This window comes from Streptomyces sp. WZ-12, assembly GCF_028898845.1.
GTDB lineage: Bacteria > Actinomycetota > Actinomycetes > Streptomycetales > Streptomycetaceae > Streptomyces.
Genome location: NZ_CP118574.1, coordinates 1,786,640 through 1,806,168 on the forward strand (window position 1 = coordinate 1,786,640; position 19,529 = coordinate 1,806,168).

Here is a 19,529-nt window from a genome sequence, read left to right on the forward strand (position 1 = left end):
CCGGTACCGGTCGCATCGTCGCAGCGTACGGCTGGTGACAAGGTCGCTCCCGGCCAATTAGGGTGCGCGGCGAAGTGCGGACCCGATGGAGGGAGACCCGGCGTGCCCACGATCGAGAGCGGCGACGGCGATCAGTTGTTCGTGCTGACGGCGGTGCTGCTCACGCCCGCGCAGTTCCCGAGCGTGCTCGGCGACGACTATCCCGAGGTGTGCGCGGGGCTCGGTCTCGAACCGTACGCGGAGGGCTACGGGTTGCTGCTCGGGCAGGACGGCGCCGGGGCGCGCTGGACCGTGGCCACCGAGGACGTGTCGCTGGTGGCCTGCGCGATCGCGGCCTGGGACTGCGGCATGGAGTACGACCTGTCGCCCAGTGAGGAGAGCATGGTGGCGGCGCTGCCGGGCTGGCCGCTGGCGCTCGCGGTGTCGGCCCCCGGGGTCCCGCAGCCGCACGACCCGGAGCCGCACACGGGCGACCGGGCACCGCTGGCGCCGCCGGACGCCGCCGGCTGGGGGCCCGCCCAACGGCGGCTGGGCGCGGACGAGATAGCGCTCCAGTGGGCCTCCTGGCGCGCCCAGGTCGAGGACGCGGACGTGACCTTCGCGGAGCCCGGCGAGGAGCGTCACCGGGGCGTGCGGCGGGTGCTGGCCGAGGCCCGCGGCTATGTGGCCGACCCGCCGCCGCCCGGCCGGGTGCGGTCGTCGTTCGCCGCGGGCGGGGCCCGCACACTGCGGGTCGACGGCCCGGGGTGGAGCATGGTGGCCCGCACCGACGACATCGCGCTCGTCCTGTTGGACGACGAGCCGGGCCAGGTGCACCCGGTGGGCCGGGGGCCCGAACTGCCCGGCCTGCTGGCCTCATTGGACGGACTGGCGGCCCGCCCCGTCTGACGGCGGCGCCCCGGGCCGCGCTCATCCGCGGCCCGGTGGGGCCCGTCGACTCAGCGGCCGAGCTCCTTGCGGCTCGCCCTGCGCAGCCGGCGCCGCTGGGAGGGGTCCAGCGTCAGATACGCGGCGGCCGGGATCCCGACCATGACCAAGACGGCCGCCCAGAAGGGCAGCAGCCACAGCAGGATCACTCCCACCGCGACGCCGCCGATCGCGACCTTCGCCTGTGTGGACATCCTTCACGCCCTTTCTGCGGCGCGTGCCGCGCTCTGTCGTATTCCATTGAACGCCGGTTCGGCGCCGGAGGTTCCCTCACGGGGCGGAATGTGCTGTACTCCCGGCCGCTCCACGCCAGTAGTCAAATTTGAGGAGTACCGGTCCAGTGGGTTCCCTCCCCTCCGTCACGCCCTCGCTGCTCTGCGCACTCTCCCGCTGCGCGGCGGTCTTCCTGCCGTCCAACCCGCCGCGGCTCGGACGGGTCGCCTTCTGGCATCCGGACGGCGAGGGTGCCCTGGACACCGCCCTACGGGCCGCCTCCCCTGGGGACGGTGGACGGGCTCCTGTACTGGAGGACCTGCCGGTCGCGCTGCCCACGGGGCCGGCGGGCAGCGCCTGGACCGAAGACGGCGACGCCATCGCCGTGCGTGCCGTGTCGGCCCTGGTGCTCCCGGTCGCCGAGGCGCTCCCCCTCCTCACCCGTATACGGGGCCGCCGCGACGCCCATCCGGCCGCCGCCTTCTGGGGCGCGGCCGCCCTGCTGGCGCTCCACCTCGCGGCCCGCGGTCGGCTGCTGCCCGGTCTGTCCCCCACCGACCACGACGCCTGGCGGGCCGGCCCGCTCGACCTCGACGACATGGCGCGGCTGCGTGAGCTGGCCGCCGCGATGCCACCGCACGCCCACGCCACCCCGCTCCCCGGTTCCGCCCCGGTGCGGCTGCCGGAACCGGAGCACCGGGTGCGGGCCTTCCTGGACGCGGTCGCCGACGGGCTGCCCCGTACGCCCGCCGCCGAACTCGTCGCCGGCGGGCCGGCGTTCGCCGCGCCGGCCCCGCAGCGCCTCCCCGAGCTGCGGCCCTGGGCGACGGAGGTGGCCGCCGGGCACGACGCGGGGGTGCGGCTCTCCCTGCGGGTGGAGGTGCACGGCGTGGACCTGGGACGGCCGGCGGCGCCGGCGACCGGGGAGCCCACGGGTGCGTCGGGTACGCCCCGAGTGCGGGCGGGAAGCGGGGCGGCGGGCCCGTTGGCAAGGGGTGGCGGCGAGGCGCCCGGTACGGAGGGGGCGGGCGCCGCGCCCTCGGGGGCGACGTTCTCCGCCGTCGTCCAGGTGCACAGCGCCTCCGACCCCACCGTGGTCGCCGACGCCGCCGAGGTGTGGGCGGGAACGGCACCGGCGGGGCGCGAGTTCGGCGCGCGGGCGCGGGCGGAGACGCTGCTGACACTGCGCCGGACGGCCGGGGCCTGGGAGCCGCTGACGCCGCTGCTGAGCGCCGCGGTACCCGATGCGCTGGAGCTGGCGGACGAGGAGGTCGCCGAGCTGCTGGGGCCGGCCTCCGGCGCGCTGGCCGCCGTCGGCGTCCGGGTCCACTGGCCCGCGGAGCTGACGCGGACGCTGACCACGCGGGCCGTGGTGGGGCCGCCGGACGGGCCGGCCGCCGGCGCGTACGGTGCCGGGCCCGGTGGGGTGCCCTCGCTGGTCTCCACCGAGGCGCTGCTGTCGTTCAGTTGGCGGTTCGCCGTCGGCGACCGGGATATCGACCGGGCGGAGTTGGACCGGCTCGCCGAGGCCCGGCGCCCCTGGTGCGCCTGCACGGCCGTTGGGTCCTGTTGGGCCCGGAGCAGGTGCGCGCCGCCCGGGAGCGCGAGGACCGCGCCGTCGCCCCGTTGGACGTCCTGGGGGCGGCGCTCACCGGTTCCGCCCGGGACGAGGACGGCCGGCCGGTGGAGGTCCAAGCGGCGGGCTGGCTGGCGCAGTTGCGCGACCGGCTGGCCGACCAGGAGCAGGCACAGGGGCCGTCCATCGGGCAACCGGCCGGCCTCACCGCCACGTTGCGCGACTATCAGGTGCGCGGCCTGGACTGGTTGCACCGGATGACCTCGCTCGGCCTGGGCGGCTGCCTGGCCGACGACATGGGCCTGGGCAAGACCCTCACCCTGATCGCCCTGCATCTGCACCGGCAGGCCGACCCGGAGTCGAGGAGCTGCTGGCCGAGCTCCAGCGACGCAGCGCGTCCCGGGCCGGCACGGCGGCCGGGGACGGCCGCACGGACGCGGACGCGGCGGGTGTCCCGGCCGGCGCGGCATACGCGGCACCGGATGCACCGCCGCCGCTGCCCGCGCCCCCGCCCCCGCCGCCGGTCGCGGCACCGGGCCCGGCACCGTCGCTAACGGGCGGCACCCCACCGCCCGAAGTGGCCGCGGACGCCCTGGAGTTCCTGCTCGCCGACGCGGCGGCGCGCGCCCAGCAGATGTTGGCCGAGGCGCTGTCCCCCGGGCACGCGGACGGTCCGCCGGCGCCGTCCCTGACGCCCGCGCAGGACGCGGTGCGGCTGGCGGCCGCCGGTCCGGGGGCGACGGCCGCGGCGCGGCTGGCGGACGGTTCGGGGCGCGATGCGCGGGGCCTCGTACTGGCCGTCCGCGCCTGGCAGTTGGGCGGTGCGGCCGGACTGGCGGCCCTTGAGGAGGAGTGGGTGCCGGCGCCGGAGGTGGCGGCGCGGGCGCGGGACCGGCTGGCGGACGCCTGGGCCGACGCGACGCCCCGGCCCCGGCTGCGGGCCGTCGGCAACCGCTGGACGGTCGTGGGCGGCGGCACCCAGCTCCGCTACGGGCGCGACGGCCGGTGGTGGCCGTTCCGCAAGGAGGGCGGGCGGTGGGCGCCCGCGGGGCCGGCGGCGGACGATCCGGTGGCGGCGCTGGCCGGGGTCGCGGCAGAGCTACCCGATGTGCACCCGTAGGGGAATCCCCCCGTGATGCGAGAAACCTCACGTTTGCCCAAGCCTTGACACCTGGTGGTCAGTTCGGGTCGCCACCAATGACAGGATGGAACCGAATCCGCACCCTTTTCGTGCGATTCATTCCGCGACGCCGCCCACTTGCGTCCGCATACGCCCCCGTCCGACCGATCCGACCGTTAGGCCCCGTCCTGCCATGCCGCTCGCCATCCTCCGCCGCCTGCGCGACCGCACGCCGCACAGCCCGCAGCCGACCCTCCCGCACGGGGCGGGCGCGCTGGACCTGTGCGTCAACGATCCCGTCGGACTGCCGATGGCCGGAGTGGAGATCGCCATCCGGGACGCCGGGGGCCGGGACGTCACGCACGGCCGGACCGACCCCAACGGCCGGCTCACGGTGACCCTGCAGCCCGGCCCCTACCGGGTCGTCGTGACCTCCGACGGCTTCCAGCCGGCCCGTTTCGAGGCCGTGGTGGTGGCGGGCGACCGGACCGCGCCCCTCCCGGTCACCCTGGAGCTGGCGCCCGCCCTGCCCCTCCCGGAGGCCGGCCAGTGGCGGCTCGACCCCGACCACAGCGCCATCCGCTTCACCGCCCGGCACATCGGACTGGCCGAGATCCACGGCCGGTTCAACCGCTTCGAGGGCGGGCTGTGGATCGGCGAGCGGATGCAGGACTCCCGGGTCGACGTGACCATCGACGCGGCCAGCATCGACACCGGCGTGCGGATGCGCGACGACCACCTGCGTTCGGCGGAATTCCTGGACGTGGACCGATACCCCCACCTCCAGTTCGTCAGCGACAAGTTCGTCCACAAGGGGGGCGGCCGGTGGGCCGTGCAGGGCGTGCTCTACCTGCACGGCGTCAGCCGCACCATCCAACTGGACACCCGCTACCTGGGCATCGGCACCGGCATCATGGGCGAGACCCGCACCGCCTGCCAGGCCGTCACCGAACTGCACCGCGAGGACTTCACCCTGGACTGGCGCAAGATGCTCGCCAGGGGCATCGCGGCGATCGGCGCTACGATCCGGATCGAGCTGGACATCCAGGCGGTCCGGCCCGAGTAGCCACGCACGGAGAGGTGGTCGCCATGACCGGCCCGTCACCAAAGCCGTCGCCCTCACTGGCCGAGGCGCTCGCCGCCGGCCCGGTGGTCCTCGACGGCGGCCTGTCCAACCAACTGGAGGCCGACGGGCGCGACCTGAGCGACGCCCTGTGGTCGGCCCGGCTGCTCGCCGAGGACCCCGAGGCCGTGGTGCGCGCCCACCTGGCGTACTACCGGGCCGGCGCCCAAGTGGCCATCACCGCCAGCTACCAGGCCACGTTCGAGGGGTTCGCGCGGCGCGGCACCGGGCCCGAAGAGGCCGCCGGGCTGCTGCGCCGGAGCGTCGCACTGGCCCGCGAGGCGGCCGCGCGGGCCGGCGCGGCCGGGACCGCCGGCCCGCTGTACGTCGCCGCGTCCGCGGGCCCGTACGGGGCGATGCTGGCGGACGGCTCCGAATACCGCGGCCAATACGGGCTGTCCGTGGGCGCGTTGGAGCGCTTCCACCGACCGCGCCTGGAGGTCCTGGCCGCCGCCCGGCCGGACGTCCTGGCCCTGGAGACGGTGCCGGACGCGGACGAGGCGCGGGCGCTGCTGCGGGCGGTGCGCGGCCTCGGCGTCCCCGCCTACCTGTCGTACAGCATCGCCGGGGACCGCACCCGCGCCGGGCAGCCGCTGGCCGAGGCGTTCGCGGCGCTCGCCGACGCGGACGAGCTGATCGCGGTCGGCGTCAACTGCTGTGCGCCGGACGACGCCGACGCGGCGGTGGCCCTCGCGGCGCACATCACCGGCAAGCCGGTGGTGGTCTATCCGAACAGCGGCGAGCACTGGGACGCCGCGGCCCGGACCTGGCGCGGCAGCCCGGCGTTCCCCGCCGACCGGGTGGCCGGCTGGGTCGCTTCGGGCGCCCGGTTGATCGGCGGCTGCTGCCGGGTCGGCCCGGAGACCATCGCCGAACTGGCGGCCGTACTGGGCCGCTGACCGGCCCCCGGAAAACGGGGCGCCGACCACCGGCGCGCCCCGTTAGCCTCCCGCCATGGAGTGGGACGACGCGGCGTTGCTCGCGCTGGAAGTGGACACCATCTACGGGCTGGTACCGGCCACCGCCGACGGCCCGGCGACCGTGACGGACAAACCGGTCAAGGCCGTCTGGGCCTGGTCGCCGCGCGCCCGACTGCTGGCACTGGGGCCGGGCGTGACCGGCCCGTTGCCGCCCCCCGCCACCACCGGTAACCAGGAGCAGCCCTACGCCCCGGAGGAGGCTCCCCTGGAGCTGGTGCGGTTGGCCCGTGCCCTGGGGGTGGCCGACCCGGACGCCGCCATCGAGGGCGGCCCGTCGTTGGTCTTCCCCCGCCACCTCCCGGCGCCGCCCCCGGCGGAGCTGCCGGTGATCGTCTCGGACGCCGACGGCCGCCGGGCCGCGGGGCAACTGGAGCGGCCCGGCAACTGGGAGCCCGACGAGTGGGCGGAGTTGATCTCCGGTGCCGCCGGGGAGTGGGCGATGGCCCTGGACGGCCCCGCGCCGGTGTCCATCTGCCACACCCCGGAGGCCAACGCCACCGCCGCGGAGGCGGGATCTGGACCCGCGCGGACTTCCACGGCCGCCGGCTGGCGCCGGCCGTCGTCGCCACCTGGGCCCACCGCATCGCCCGGCACAAGGAGGTGCTCTTCTACAGCACCACCGCCGGCAACCACGCCTCCCGTTCGGTCGCCCGCGCCCTCGGCCTCACCCCGCTCGGCTGGCTCTGGACGCTGCGCTGAGTCGCCCCCAAGGGGCAGCGCGGCCCGGCGCCGCCCCTTGGGGGCGTTACGGAGCCGCAACGGGACGCACCGGCGACAGCGCCCCCGGCCGATGGCAGGATGCAGGCCAACTCGCCGCACCCACGGCCCGGTTGCCCGGCACGGCACTCCTGGAGGACCTGTGACCGCTCGCTCCGCGTTGCCCGTATCAGCCGCCGCGGCGGTAGCCGCCCTCCTGGCGGGCTGCACCAGCACCGCCCCCAACGGGAAGCAGGGCGCCGGCGCCGAACTGGTCCGCCCCGGGACCCTGGTGACCTGTACGCACCTGCCCTACGCCCCGTTCGAGGAGACCCGGAACGGCAAGATCGTCGGCTTCGACGTCGACCTGGTGGACCTCGTCGCCAAGGATCTAGGCGTCACCCAGCGGATCGTCAACACCCCGTTCGAGGGCGTCGAAACCGGCCAGGACTTCGCCATCCGCACCTGCGACCTCGCCGCCGCGGGCATGACCATCACCCCCGCCCGCGCCAAGGTCATGGACTTCTCCGACCCGTACTTCGACGCCACCCAGGCGCTCCTGGTCAGGCGCGGCGCCACCCCGGTCAGGAAGATCGCGGACCTGAAGGGAAAGAAGCTCGGCTACCTGAAGGCCACGACCGGCGCCAGCTACGCCAAGGACCACGGACCGGGCGTCGAGCTCGTCGAGTTCGAGGACGTCGGGCTGCTGCTCGCGGCGGTGCGATCCGGCCAGGTCGACGCCGGCATCAACGACAACGGCGTGCTCCTGGACTACGCCAAGCACAACCAGGACACCGCCGTGACCGCGGAGTTCGACACCGGCGAGCGCTACGGGTTCGCCGTCCGCAAGGGCAACGACGCGCTGCGGCGGCGCATCGACACGGCCCTGGCCAAGGCACAACGGGACGGGAGCTACGACCGGATCCACCGGAAGTGGTTCGGTTGATGCCCCGGCCGCGCTCCCGGCGCCGCCGGGCCCTACTGGTCCGCGGCGCGCACTACGGCGTGCTGGTCGCCGCGGTCGCGGCACTCGCCCTGTTCGCTGACTGGCACCAGTTGGGGACGGCGTTCTTCGACCCCGCCGTCGCCGGGGCGCTGTTCCCCGACGTCCTCACCACCGCGCTGGTCAACACCGTGCGCTACACCCTCCTCGGCTTCGGCTTCGGGCTCGCCCTCGGCATGGTGCTGGCGCTGCTGCGGCTGTCGTCGGTACCGCCGTACCGCTGGCTGGCGGTGGTCTACATCGAGTTCTTCCGCGGGATCCCCGCCCTGTTGGTCTTCATCGCGCTCGGCTTCGGGGTGCCGCTGGCGTTCCAGGTCGCGCTCGACCAGAGCGCCACGGTGATGCTGTCCCTGGGGCTGGTGGGCGCGGCCTACATCGCCGAGACCCTGCGGGCCGGAATCCAGGCGGTGCCCAAGGGGCAGACGGAGGCGGCCCGTTCGCTGGGCATGTCGCGGGGCCGGGCGATGGTCTCGATCGTCCTTCCGCAGGCGTTCCGGATCGTGCTGCCGCCGCTGACCAACGAGCTGATCCTGCTGACGAAGGACTCCTCGCTGGTCTATCTGCTGGGGCTGTCGCTCAACCAGTTCGAGCTGGCCAACTTCGGGCGGGACGCGCTGAACGAGCACAAGAGCCTCACCCCGGTACTGATCGCCGGGCTGCTCTATCTGGTGATCACCCTTCCGCTGGGCCAGGTGGTCCGGCGGCTGGAATCCCGTACGGCGCGGGCCAGATGAGGCGCCGGGGCAGACAGGTGGGAAAACGGGAGGGGAATCGATGACCGGCGGCGGACACGACATCGCCATCGAAGTGCGCGGGCTGCGCAAGGCGTTCGGCGACCTGGAGGTGCTGCGCGGGATCGACCTCTCGGTGGGCCGGGGCGAGGTGGTGTGCCTCATCGGGCCGTCCGGTTCGGGCAAGTCCACGCTGCTGCGCTGCGTGAACCTGCTGGAGGAGCCGACCGCGGGCCGCATCACCGTCGCCGGCACCGAGGTCACCGACCCGGACGTCGACATCGACCGGCTGCGGCGCCGGATCGGCATGGTCTTCCAGTCCTTCAACCTCTTCCCGCACCTGACCGCCCTGGAGAACCTCGCCATCGCCCAGCGCAGGGTGCTCCACCGGGACCGCGCCACGGCCGAACGGATCGCCCGGGACCAGTTGGCCCGGGTGGGACTGGCCGACAAGGCGGCCGCCTATCCGGCACGGCTGTCCGGCGGGCAGCAGCAACGGGTGGCGATCGCCCGCGCGTTGGCGATGGACCCGGAGCTGATGCTCTTCGACGAGCCGACCTCGGCGCTGGACCCGGAGCTAGTCGGCGACGTCCTGGCGGTGATGCGGGCACTGGCCCGGGACGGGATGACGATGCTGGTCGTCACGCACGAGATGGGCTTCGCCCGGGAGGTCGCCGACCGGGTCGCCTTCCTGGACGGCGGGCTGATCGTTGAGGAGGGCACCCCGGAAACGGTGGTCGGCGCGCCCCGGCACGAGCGGACCCGGGCGTTCCTGACCCGCGTCCTCAACCCGGCGGCCACCGAGGTGGACGAGGTGGGCGGCGCGGACCCGGCGGCCGGCCGGCCCGCCTCACAGCGCGCGCCGGCCGCTCCCGGTTGCCGGCTCAACGCAACGGCGCCGTCAGCTTCTTGCTGCCGCTGCGGTTGCCGGTCAGGCTGCACACCACGGACCTGATGCCCACCTTGTAGCCCTCGGCGTTGGGGAACTGCACGTAGGTGCCCTCGGCCGTCCCCTTGGGCTGCTTGGCCGCGCGGTCGTGGAGTTCGACCGAACACAGCGCGGCCGCCTTGTCCTTGATCTCGTTCTCGGAGGTCAGGCCGCGCGGCAGGGTGTAGACGAAGACCACCTCGGCGTCGTGCGGGGCGTGGCAGGAGGCCCGCTCGTTGTTGCCACCGTTGCCGCCCGGCGGGATGTCGTAGCAGTCGCCGGTCCTCAGCCGGTAGAAGGGGGCGGTGGCGCCGGTGGGCGTGGCCGTGGAGCTCTCCGGGGCGCTCGGGGTCGCGGAGTCGGAGGGGGTCGGGGCGGTGGCCGACGGGGTGGCGCTCGCGCCGGTGCCGGGGCCCGGGCTGGCCTGCTTGCCGCCGCCGGCACCGCCGTTGGCCCAGACGAAGCCGCCGATGACCAACGCGAGGACGAGCACGCCGGCACCGATGATCAGCGCGACGGTGGTGCCGTTGCCGCCGCCGGAGGGCGGTGCGGACGGCTGCTGCCAGCCCCCGTTGCCGCCGCCCGGACCAGCACCCCCGGCAGGGCCGAAGCCAGCGGGTGCGCCGTACGGGCCGGCGGGCGGCTGCCCGGCCTGCGGCGTCGACGGCCCGTAACCCCTGGGACCGAAACCACTCGGGCCGCACGCGCCGCCCGTTGGCGGACCGAAACCGCCCCCTCCACCCTGGGGCGGCTGCGGCGGCTGGTTGGACTGCGGAGGCGGGGGAAAGCTCATGCGGAGTTGATCGCTTCTTCGGTGTGGAGTCAGGGACCCGGCGACCGCTCCGGACCGTTCCGACGCGAAATGTCCGCCCTGCGGCCACCGTTGACGACCCGCGGCCCGGTACGGACGGTTCCCGGCCCCGATCGCCCGGACAGACCCTAACGTGCCTGACGTGGCCACTTCACTACCCGGAGGGTGCACCACCTTCGCCGACCTCACCGGGCCGAAGCGCGCCGCCCCGGGCCCGAGCAGCGAACTGCCCCGCCCCCTCGCCGGCCGGCGCGACCACGTCGACACCGCGCCGCGCGACGAGTTCGCCCCGCCGCCCACCGGCTTCGCCGCCCCTCACCACAGCGCCGACGAGCGGCAGTTGGCGATGCGGCGACACCCTCCGCGAGAGCGACGAGGACGGACGGCACGCCGCGGAGATCCGCCCCTCCGCAGGCCGCTCGGCGCCCGATCCACACCCGCCGGCGGGCCCGGCGCGTGTCGTCCACAGGCGCCGCGGGAGCCGTCGCGCGCGCATTACTATGCGGCAGCGCACGGGGTCCGAAGCGGCCGGGGCCCCGCCGCCAGGGCCTGGGCCACCGGCCGCCGAGGGAGAGTGCTCGATGGGCGCAGAGTCGGTCGGACCGCTGGTCGTCGGGGTGGACAGCTCGACGCAGTCCACCAAGGCGCTGGTGGTGGACGCGTCCACCGGCGAGGTGCTGGCCCGGGGGCAGGCACCGCACACGGTCGACGGCACGGCGGGCAAGGAGAGCGACCCCCGGCAGTGGTGGCGGGCGTTGGGCGAGGCACTGGCGCAGTGCGGGCCCGCCGCGCGCCAGGCGTCCGCGGTCTCGGTCGCCGGACAGCAGCACGGCCTGGTCACGTTGGACGCGGCCGGCGAGCCGGTCCGCCCGGCGCTGCTGTGGAACGACGTCCGACCGGCCCGCGAGAGCGAGCAGTTGATCGCCGACGGCGGCGGACCGGCGGCGTGGGCGAAACGGATCGGGAGCGTCCCGGGCCCGGCGTTCACGGTCGCCAAGTGGGCCTGGCTGCGCGCCCATGAGCCGGCGGCGGCCGCCGCCACCGCCGCCGTTCGACTACCGCACGACTACCTCGTCCAGCGGCTGACCGGCCAGCCGGTCACCGACCGCGGCGACGCCTCCGGCACCGGCTGGTGGTCGTCCACCACCGGGGCCTACGACCCGGAGGTGCTGGAACGGGTCGGGCTGGCCCCCGCCATGCTCCCGCGGGTGGCGCTCCCCGGAGAGGCCGCCGGCACCGTGCGGACCGACGAACTACCGTTGCCCCACGGGGCGTTGGTGGCCGCTGGAACGGGCGACAACATGGCGGCGGCGCTCGGCCTGGGCCTGCGCCCCGGGCAGCCGGTGCTGAGCCTGGGCACCTCCGGCACCGTCTACGCGGTCAGCACCCGCCGGCCCGCCGACCCCACCGGCACGGTCGCGGGCTTCGCCGACGCCCGAGGCGACTGGCTCCCCCTGGCCTGCACGCTCAACTGCACGCTCGCCGTGGACCGGGTGGCCGCGCTGCTCGGCCGCGACCGGGAGGCCGTCGAGCCGGGCGGCGACGCCGTGTTGCTGCCCTTCCTGGACGGCGAGCGGACCCCGAATCTGCCGCACGCCTCGGGCCTGCTGCACGGCCTGCGCCACGACACCACCGCCGGCCAACTGCTCCAAGCCGCCTATGACGGCGCGGTGTTCGCGCTGCTGCGGGCGCTGGACGAGCTGCCGGGGACGGACGCCGCGCCCGGCGCGCCGCTGCTGCTGATCGGCGGCGGGGCCCGGGGCGACGCCTGGCGGGAGACCGTGCGCCGGCTCTCCGGCCGGCCGGTGGTGGTGCCCGACGCCGACGAGCTCGCCGCACTGGGGGCGGCGGCGCAGGCGGCCGGGCTGCTACTGGAGGAGGATCCGGCGGCGGTGGCGCGCCGTTGGGGCACGGCCCGCGGCGCGGAATACCCGGCCCGGGAGCAAGACACCGCCACCTGGGGGAGATTGACTGCCACACTGAGCAACGCGGCGCTCCTGTGGGGCAGTTGACCGACGGGGCAATCACCCCGGCACACCGTGCCCACATCGAAAAAACGCTAAACCCTTTCCAGGGAAAGCATTTTCCATGCCACCCATTCGAGCGATTGTGCTGATAAAAACAGCACCACTATCTTCAAGGCGGCGGTGAGCTGCCGGCGGACATTCCTGACTTTCCCCGGTGTACGGTGCCGCAGCCTCCACGAGATAGGTGACATGGTGACGATTGCCGGCGAAACGCTGTCCGGAAGCGCCGAAGAGAGCCAGATTTCCAGCCTGACCACCGCGGCCGCGCGGAATCTGGCGACGACCACCAAGACCGCGCCGCAGATGCAGGGCATCACGTCCCGCTGGCTGCTGCGGCTGCTGCCCTGGGTGCAGGTCTCCGGCGGCACCTACCGCGTCAACCGGCGGCTGGCGTACACCGTCGGCGACGGGCGGATCGACTTCGACATCAACGGCACCTCGGTCTCGATCATCCCCGACGAGCTGCGCGAACTCCCCGTCCTCCAGGACTTCACCGACACCCAGGTGCTCGCCGCGCTTGGCGAAAGGTTCACTCAACACGAGTACGCGCCGGGCGAGGTGATCGCCCAGGCCGGCACCCCGCACGACCGCCTGGTTCTGATCGCGCACGGCCGCGTCGACCGGATCGGCACCGGAAAATACGGTGACGAGGCCGTCCTCGAAGCGCTGGCCGGCGGCGACCACCTCGGTGACGCCCCGCTCAACGCCGCCGACGGCCAATGGGAGTTCAGCTACCGGGCGGTGACCCGGGTGACGGTGATGGCCCTGGCGCGGCAGGACGCCCAGGAGGTCATCGGCCGCTCCCCGGCCCTGCGCGACCACCTCGCGACGGACCCGAGTGGCGACGGCCGACCGGCCAACGCCAGCGGCGAGTCCGAGGTCGCGCTCGCCTCCGGCCACCACGGCGAGCCCGCCCTGCCCAGCACCTTCGTCGACTACGAGCCGGCCCCGCGGGAGTACGAACTCAGCGTCGCGCAGACCGTCCTGCGCACCCACACCCGCGTCGGCGACCTCTACAGCGACCCGATGAACCAGGTCGAGGAGCAGCTCAAGCTCACCGTGCAGGCGCTGCGCGAGCGCCAGGAGCACGAGATGATCAACAACCCCGGCTTCGGGCTGCTCCACAACACCGACCTCAAGCAGCGCATCCACCCCCGCAGCGGCCCACCCACCCCCGACGACCTGGACGAACTCCTCGCGACGGTGTGGAAGGACCCCAGCTTCCTGCTGGCCCACCCCAAGGTGATCGCCGCGATCGGCCGGGAGTGCAGCGCCCGCGGCCTCTACCCGGACGCGGTCGACTTCATGGGCCACTCGGTGCCGTCCTGGCGCGGCGTGCCGATCTTCCCCTGCAACAAGATCCCGGTGACGAAGGAGGGCACCAGCTCGGTGCTGGTACTGCGCACCGGCGAGGAGAAGCAGGGTGTCGTGGGGCTACACCGCAGCGGAATTCCCGATGAATACGAACCGAGCCTTTCGGTGCGTTTCATGGGCATCGACGACAAGGCCATCGCCAACTACCTCGTCAGCGCCTACTATTCGGCGGCCATTCTCGTACCCGACGCGGTGGGACTCCTCCAGGACGTGGAAATCGGGCACTGAGCGGACGAACAGGAGGGACAACTGCCGCCCGCAACGGGCCAGTAGAAACCCTCCGCACCCAACTCCCCCGCTTTCCGGTGCTTTCCCGGAAATCTCCGCAGCGACGTTTCACGCACCGAACGGAACAGGTGACTTCCCGTCATGACCACATCCGTGGACCCCACGTCCGGCCCGCAGACCGACGGCACCGAGCAGCTCCGGTCCAGCCTGGACCCCACGGCCGCCCGCAACTTGGCGACCACCACCAAGACCCCGCCGCAGATGCAGGGCATCTCCTCGCGCTGGCTGCTGCGCATCCTGCCCTGGGTACAGGTCTCCGGCGGCACGTACCGCGTCAACCGGCGGCTGACCCACACCCTCGGCGACGGCGAGGTGGAGTTCATCACCGAGGGCTCCGAAGTCCGGGTGATCCCCCAGGAGTTGCGGGAGCTCCCCCCGCTGCGCGGCCTCACCGACGACGCCACCCTCCAGGAGCTCGCCGGGCGCTTCGTCCAGCGCGACATCGTCCCCGGAGACGTGCTCGCCGAGCGGGGTGCGACGACCGACCAGATCATCCTCATCGCGCACGGCAAGTTCGAGCGCATCGGCACCGGCAAGTACGGCGACGAGCGGGTGCTCGGCGTCCTCGCCGGCGGCGGGGCGGCCGGCGAGGCGGCACTGCTCGCGCCGGACGCGGAATGGGAGTTCACCCTGCGCGCCGCCACCCGCGGCACCATCCTCACCCTCTCCCGCGGCGACTACGAGGAGGTGCTCGGCCGTTCCGCGGCGCTCCGCGCGCACATCGAGGGCGTCCGCACGGCCCTGGTCCCGGCGCAGAACAAGCACGGCGAGGCCGCCATCGAACTGGCCGCCGGCCACAGCGGCGAGCCCGAACTGCCGGGCACGTTCGTGGACTACGAGCGAGCGCCGCGGGAGTACTCGCTCAGCGTCGCGCAGACCGTGCTGAAGATCCACTCCCGGGTCGCCGACCTCTACAACGACCCGATGAACCAGCTCGACCAGCAGTTGCGGCTCACGGTGGAGGCGCTGCGCGAGCGCCAGGAGCACGAGCTGGTCAACAACCGGGAGTTCGGCCTGCTGTACAACGCCGACCTCAAGCAGCGCATCCACACCCACAGCGGCCCGCCCACCCCCGACGACCTGGACGAGCTGATCTCCAGGCGCCGCAAGACCCAGTTCCTGCTGGCGCACCCGCGGACCATCGCCGCCATCGGCCGCGAGTGGAACGCCCGCGGCATCTACCCGGCGACGGTGGACTTCGACGGCACACCCGTGCGCGCCTGGCGCGGCATCCCGCTGCTGCCCTGCAACAAGATCCCGATCAACCCGGACCAGACCAGCTCGATCCTCGCGATGCGCGTCGGCGAGGAGAACCAGGGCGTCGTCGGCCTCCACCAGACCGGCATCCCCGACGAGTACCGCCCGGGCCTCTCGGTCCGCTTCATGGGCATCAACGACCAGGCCATCATCAAGTACCTGGTCAGCGCCTACCATTCGGCGGCGGTGCTGGTGCCGGACGCGCTGGGCATCCTGGAGGACGTCGAGATCGGCCGCTGACCGACCGGGCCGGGGCACCGCCCCCGTCGACCGGACCGGAGACGTCACCACCCGGGTGCCGCCGCCGCACTGACGCCCCGTAAGGGGCCGGAGGTGCGGCGCGGCACCCGGGTGCGTTCGTGCGACCACCCCTGGAATCATTGGGGCGTTGGGCCGATCAGGGAACGTTGAGCGCTTTTGACCCGTCCCGGGCCTTCTTTGGTCAAGCCATTGACGCAACGGCCATTCCCTTGGCAGGACGCGCACTGTTGCGCATGATGAACGCACCGGCATGTGCGTGACATGTACGCGACCACCCCCTCGGTCCTTGTCAGGAGTTCACATGGAACCCGCCCAGCACTTCCCGGCCCGCCGGCGGCTGCTCACCAGCGCCGCCGCACTCGCCGCGGCCGCCGCGCTCACCCCCCTCACCCCGGCCGCCGCGGCCCCGCGCAAACGCTCCGCCCAGCCCGCCGACTACCCGCCCGTCCACTGGACCCCGGCCGACCCCGCCAACTACTCCGCCGCCGACCGCCCGGCGCAGTACGCCATCGACACCGTCATCATCCACGTGACCCAGGAGACCTTCCCGGACACCCTGCGGCTCTTCCAGGACTCCACCCACAAGGCCGCCGCCCACTACGTCGTCCGCTCCTCCGACGGCTTCACCGCCCAGTGCGTCCACGAACGGGACGTCGCCTGGCACGCCGGCAACTGGAGCTACAACACCCGCAGCATCGGCATCGAGCACGAGGGCTGGATCGACGACCCGAAGTGGTTCACCGAGTCGCTCTACGCCCACTCCGCGATGCTCACCGCCGCCATCTGCGAGCGCTACGGCATCCCCAAGGACCGCAAGCACATCATCGGCCACGTCGAGGTCCCCGGAACCGACCACACCGACCCCGGCCAGTACTGGGACTGGGCCCACTACATGGAGCTGGTCAACGGCATGGCCTTCTGGGAAAACCTCCTGGACGCCTGACCCGACCACCTGACGCCTCATAGGGCAACCAGGCCCGGACCCGCCCACACCCGCCGAACCGCCCCACGCACCACACCCCAACCACCCGCCCCAGATAACACCGGGCGACACCGGGCGACATCGGGCGACACAACATCATCACCCAGCTCACCCGCCCCATCCGCCGCCCGCTTCCCCCTCACCCCGCTACACCGTTCCGCGGATGTTCGGCACTCCGCCATCCGCGGGCCACAGCACCACCGCCACCGCCTGGGACAGTTGACGCAACGTCAGGGGGCTGATGTGAAACAGCGGTTGAGCAAGGCCCGAACGGTGACGGCGGTCGCCGTCGCCTGGGGCGTCCTGGTCGGTGGCGCCGCCGCCGGCACGACACGGGCGAACGCCGCGGACGACGGCCTCACCCGATCCACCCCGTTGCGACTGGCGCCCGGGGTGACCTACACCGAATTCCGCATGCCACTGCCGCGCGGCCTCGTCCACGGGCACCTGCTGACCGTGGACCTGTCCGCTCCGGCGGTCACGGTGGACCTGCTCCACCCGGCCGCCGTCGCCGCCCGCACCCGGGTGTCCGAACTGGCCGGGGAGCGGGACGCGGTCGGGGCGGTCAACGGCGACTTCTTCAACATCTCCGAGGCCCAGCACCCCGGGGTCGAGGCCACCGGCTCCTCGGTCGGCCCCGCGGTGTCCTCCGGGCGGGAGCTCAAGGCCGCGGTCCCCAACGGCCAACGCTTCGGCCCCGCCCTTCCACCCGGCGCCACCACCGAGGACGTGCTCGGCGTCGGCTACGACCACCGCGCGCGCCTGGACCGACTGACACTGCACGGCACGATCCGCACCCCCCACGGCTCCTGGCCACTGCGCGGCCTGAACCAGTACGCGCTCCCGGAGGGCGGCATCGGCGCGTACACCGCCCAATGGGGCCAGGTGTCCCGGAAACGGGCGGTCTGCGGCACCGACACCGACCGCGCCGCCGGCTGCGACACCGACACCGCCGAGGTGACGGTCCGCAACGGCCGCGTGACGGAGACCGCCGAACGCCCCGGCGCCGGCGTGATCGAACCGGGCTCGGTCGTCCTGCTCGGCCGCGAGGCGGGCGCCCGTCGACTGCGCACGCTCCACATCGGCCAACGGGTGCGCCTGGCCCACCGGCTCGCCCCCCGCCTGCCGGGCCGACTCCGCTGCGCCGTCGGCGGCTTCCCGGTCCTGCGCAACGGTCGCCCGGCGGGCGGCCTGGACACCGCCGCGGTGACGATGCGCACCTCCGCCGGCACCGCCCACCACGGCCGCACCCTGCTCCTGATGGCCCTGGACGGCGAGAAGGGCCAGCACCAGACCGGCCTCACCGTGCGCGAACTGGCCGACCTGATGGTCCGCCTCGGCGCCCGTGACGCGCTGGACCTCGACGGCGGGGGCTCCTCGACCTTCGTCACCCGCGACCAGCACGATGAGGAGCAGGTCCGCAACCACCCCACGGACGGCAGGGAACGCCGGGTGGCCAACGCGGTGGGCGTTTTCTCCACCGGCTGAGGCGTCGGCCCCGCCGGTGGAGTCGGCCACCGAGGCGCCCACCGAGGCGGCGGCGCGGGGCGTTGGGCGGCGCGGGGCGGAAGGCGAGCCCGATGCGGCGGCGCGGTGGACCGGTGATGGGTCAGGGCAGGTGAGATGGGCCAGGACAGGTGAGGCGAGATGAGCGGGGCGAGACGGGCGGGTGCCTGCCGGGTGTCCGTGCCGGCCGCCGCTTGCTCTTCCTTGTTTCGGCAACGATTACGGAGAGTCGTTCGTTCCTGGACTTTGCTACCTAGGGTGATTATCGGGGGTGAGTCAGGGGAGCACCTAGGGGCGGACGCTGCTGACGACCTCGGCGGCGCCGGCGAGGCCGTGGTGGATGTCCGGGGCGAGGCTGCTGCCCGCGAGGTAGAAGCCGAGCAGTCCGCACACGACGGCGTGCGAGATCTTCAGCTTTCCGCTGCGCAGGAAGATCACGATCAGGACCACCAACAAGAGGATGACGGAGACGGAGACGGCCACGGACACAACACCTCCTCGACCAGCGCCCGAACGGGCGGCGAGCGGTGGCCAGTTTGGCGCATTTCGGGGTATGTGCGGTTCGCGGCGTGGTGCTCCTAATGGGTGATCACTGCGGGTTACGGGGCGGGGTGGCGCCGGGGCGCGACGGCGGCGTTCGGGGCGGGGACTGCGGGCCGGCTCAACTTCCGCACCGGAGCGCCACGTTCGAGGGGTTTCTCGACCGCCGGTAAAGAAGTGGCATGGATCACCCCACCCCTCGCAACGTGGTGCGGCGATTGACCGTCTTAGCGGCCGACATTGCCGCCGCTCCCGTACCCCCCGACGGAAAGCCCGCCCCATGAGCCTGAGCCACGCCCGGTCGTTGAGGCCGTCCCGGTCGCTGTGCGTCGCCCTCGTGCTGATGCCGGTGCTCGGCGTCGGCACGCTCGCGGCGTGCGACGCGGCCCGGGCCTCGGCGAGCCAGGAGCGGCCGGTGCGGGTGGGGCTGGGTTCGGCCGACGGGCAGCCGACGGTACAGGCCGGCGACCGTTTGCAGGTGAGCGCGCAGGGTGGGGTGCTGACCGAGGTCACGGTGACCGATCCGCGCGGGCGGCAGTTGGTCGGCGGGTTCAGTCAGGGCGGGACGGTGTGGACGTCGCGGGCCAAGGCCGCGCCGGACACCAAGTACTCCGTGCTCGCCCGGACCAGGAGCCCGCAGGGCGGGACGAGCGAGGCCAAGGAGTCGTTGACGACCGGGAAGGTGGTCAAGCGGAACCGGTTGACGATCAGCCCGCGCCCGCACGGCGAGGTGGTCGACGCCGACGATCCGATCACGCTGACCTTCGCCTTCCCGGTGCGCAACCGGGCGGCGGTGGAGCGGCGACTGGAGGTGACCACGGACAACGGCACCGAAGGCGGGTGGACGTGGGAGACCTCCCGCGGCGGTCGGGACCGGATCATCTGGCGTCCGGAGCAGGCGTGGAAGCCGGGCACCGCGGTGACCCTGCGGGCCGAGCTGAATGGCGTGGACTCCGGCGGCGGGCGGTTCTTCACCAAGGACTACGGGCTGCGGTTCACCGTGGGTCGGAGTCCGGCCGTCCGGGCGGACCTCGATTCTGACGCGTACATCACACCCGGACTCGGACTTACGCCGGCTTTATGGCAAGGTCCAGGTGGGTGACCCCGTGGCGGTCACCCGACCCTCCTCGCGAGGGACAGACAACGCAGGGGGCGGGGCCGGCGGGTCGGCCGGTCGCAGTGGCAG

At 73.6% G+C, this 19,529-nt stretch carries 18 protein-coding genes; 15 read left to right on the forward strand and 3 right to left on the reverse strand.

The genetic code is table 11. From position 1 onward, the window contains the following. Positions 1–102: 102 nt before the first annotated feature. A complete protein-coding gene (locus tag PV796_RS07685; RefSeq protein WP_274912170.1) occupies positions 103–888 on the forward strand; it encodes a hypothetical protein in 786 nt (261 codons plus the stop codon). 50 nt (positions 889–938) lie between these two features. On the opposite strand, the gene PV796_RS07690 is transcribed toward PV796_RS07685, so the two are convergent. Further along, positions 939–1,121, reverse strand: a complete 183-nt coding sequence (locus PV796_RS07690; protein ID WP_274912171.1) for a hypothetical protein — start codon at positions 1,119–1,121, stop codon at positions 939–941. Between the two features lie 146 nt (positions 1,122–1,267). Between PV796_RS07690 and PV796_RS07695 the strand changes: the two genes are divergently transcribed. From PV796_RS07695 to PV796_RS07725, 8 genes are all read left to right on the forward strand, one after another. Then, positions 1,268–2,977, forward strand: coding sequence for an SNF2 helicase-associated domain-containing protein (locus tag PV796_RS07695; protein ID WP_446750569.1), 1,710 nt, complete (start codon positions 1,268–1,270; stop codon positions 2,975–2,977). Next, positions 2,974–3,270 (forward strand): SNF2-related protein, encoded by a 297-nt coding sequence (locus PV796_RS42300; RefSeq protein WP_446750570.1) that lies wholly within the window; start codon positions 2,974–2,976, stop codon positions 3,268–3,270. The genes PV796_RS07695 and PV796_RS42300 overlap by 4 nt, the downstream gene beginning before the upstream one ends. A gap of 23 nt (positions 3,271–3,293) precedes the next feature. Continuing rightward, positions 3,294–3,836 (forward strand): hypothetical protein, encoded by a 543-nt coding sequence (locus PV796_RS07700; protein ID WP_342456892.1) that lies wholly within the window; start codon positions 3,294–3,296, stop codon positions 3,834–3,836. 193 nt (positions 3,837–4,029) lie between these two features. Then, positions 4,030–4,902: a YceI family protein gene (locus PV796_RS07705; RefSeq protein ID WP_274912172.1), complete on the forward strand. Its 873-nt coding sequence runs from the start codon at positions 4,030–4,032 to the stop codon at positions 4,900–4,902. A 23-nt stretch (positions 4,903–4,925) separates the two neighbouring features. Then, a complete protein-coding gene (gene mmuM, locus PV796_RS07710) occupies positions 4,926–5,858 on the forward strand; it encodes a homocysteine S-methyltransferase (protein ID WP_274912173.1) in 933 nt (310 codons plus the stop codon). Between the two features lie 940 nt (positions 5,859–6,798). Continuing rightward, the gene (locus PV796_RS07715; RefSeq protein ID WP_274918900.1) at positions 6,799–7,581 is read left to right on the forward strand and encodes an ABC transporter substrate-binding protein; all 783 of its coding nucleotides are present in this window, start codon (positions 6,799–6,801) and stop codon (positions 7,579–7,581) included. Next, complete coding sequence (locus PV796_RS07720) at positions 7,581–8,372, forward strand: amino acid ABC transporter permease (protein WP_274912174.1); 792 nt, start codon at positions 7,581–7,583, stop codon at positions 8,370–8,372. The genes PV796_RS07715 and PV796_RS07720 overlap by 1 nt, the downstream gene beginning before the upstream one ends. Before the next feature lie 40 nt (positions 8,373–8,412). Beyond that, positions 8,413–9,324 carry an amino acid ABC transporter ATP-binding protein gene (locus PV796_RS07725; RefSeq protein WP_274912175.1) on the forward strand — a complete coding sequence of 304 codons (912 nt, stop codon included), beginning with the start codon at positions 8,413–8,415 and terminating at the stop codon, positions 9,322–9,324. Here the strand turns inward: PV796_RS07725 and PV796_RS07730 are convergent. Beyond that, a complete protein-coding gene (locus PV796_RS07730) occupies positions 9,254–10,090 on the reverse strand; it encodes a septum formation family protein (protein WP_274912176.1) in 837 nt (278 codons plus the stop codon). The two genes, PV796_RS07725 and PV796_RS07730, sit on opposite strands and share 71 nt — an antisense overlap. A 599-nt stretch (positions 10,091–10,689) precedes the next feature. Here PV796_RS07730 and xylB point away from each other — a divergent pair. The 5 genes from xylB to PV796_RS07755 all read left to right on the forward strand — a co-directional run bounded on the left by xylB (position 10,690) and on the right by PV796_RS07755 (position 17,785). Beyond that, positions 10,690–12,120 carry a xylulokinase gene (gene xylB / locus PV796_RS07735; protein WP_274912177.1) on the forward strand — a complete coding sequence of 477 codons (1,431 nt, stop codon included), beginning with the start codon at positions 10,690–10,692 and terminating at the stop codon, positions 12,118–12,120. Between the two features lie 204 nt (positions 12,121–12,324). Further along, positions 12,325–13,737 carry a family 2B encapsulin nanocompartment shell protein gene (locus tag PV796_RS07740; protein WP_274912178.1) on the forward strand — a complete coding sequence of 471 codons (1,413 nt, stop codon included), beginning with the start codon at positions 12,325–12,327 and terminating at the stop codon, positions 13,735–13,737. A 141-nt stretch (positions 13,738–13,878) separates the two neighbouring features. Then, entirely contained in the window at positions 13,879–15,294 is a 1,416-nt protein-coding gene (locus tag PV796_RS07745; RefSeq protein ID WP_274912179.1) for a family 2B encapsulin nanocompartment shell protein, read from the forward strand. Positions 15,295–15,616: 322 nt separating this feature from the next. After that, complete coding sequence (locus PV796_RS07750) at positions 15,617–16,258, forward strand: N-acetylmuramoyl-L-alanine amidase (protein WP_274912180.1); 642 nt, start codon at positions 15,617–15,619, stop codon at positions 16,256–16,258. A 282-nt stretch (positions 16,259–16,540) separates the two neighbouring features. Next, entirely contained in the window at positions 16,541–17,785 is a 1,245-nt protein-coding gene (locus tag PV796_RS07755) for a phosphodiester glycosidase family protein (protein ID WP_274912181.1), read from the forward strand. 306 nt (positions 17,786–18,091) lie between these two features. Here the strand turns inward: PV796_RS07755 and PV796_RS07760 are convergent, their stop codons facing one another. Then, positions 18,092–18,286: a hypothetical protein gene (locus PV796_RS07760; protein WP_274918901.1), complete on the reverse strand. Its 195-nt coding sequence runs from the start codon at positions 18,284–18,286 to the stop codon at positions 18,092–18,094. Positions 18,287–18,623: 337 nt separating this feature from the next. Here PV796_RS07760 and PV796_RS07765 point away from each other — a divergent pair, with 337 nt between their 5' ends. Beyond that, positions 18,624–19,445 (forward strand): Ig-like domain-containing protein, encoded by an 822-nt coding sequence (locus PV796_RS07765; protein ID WP_274912182.1) that lies wholly within the window; start codon positions 18,624–18,626, stop codon positions 19,443–19,445. Positions 19,446–19,529: the final 84 nt, after the last annotated feature.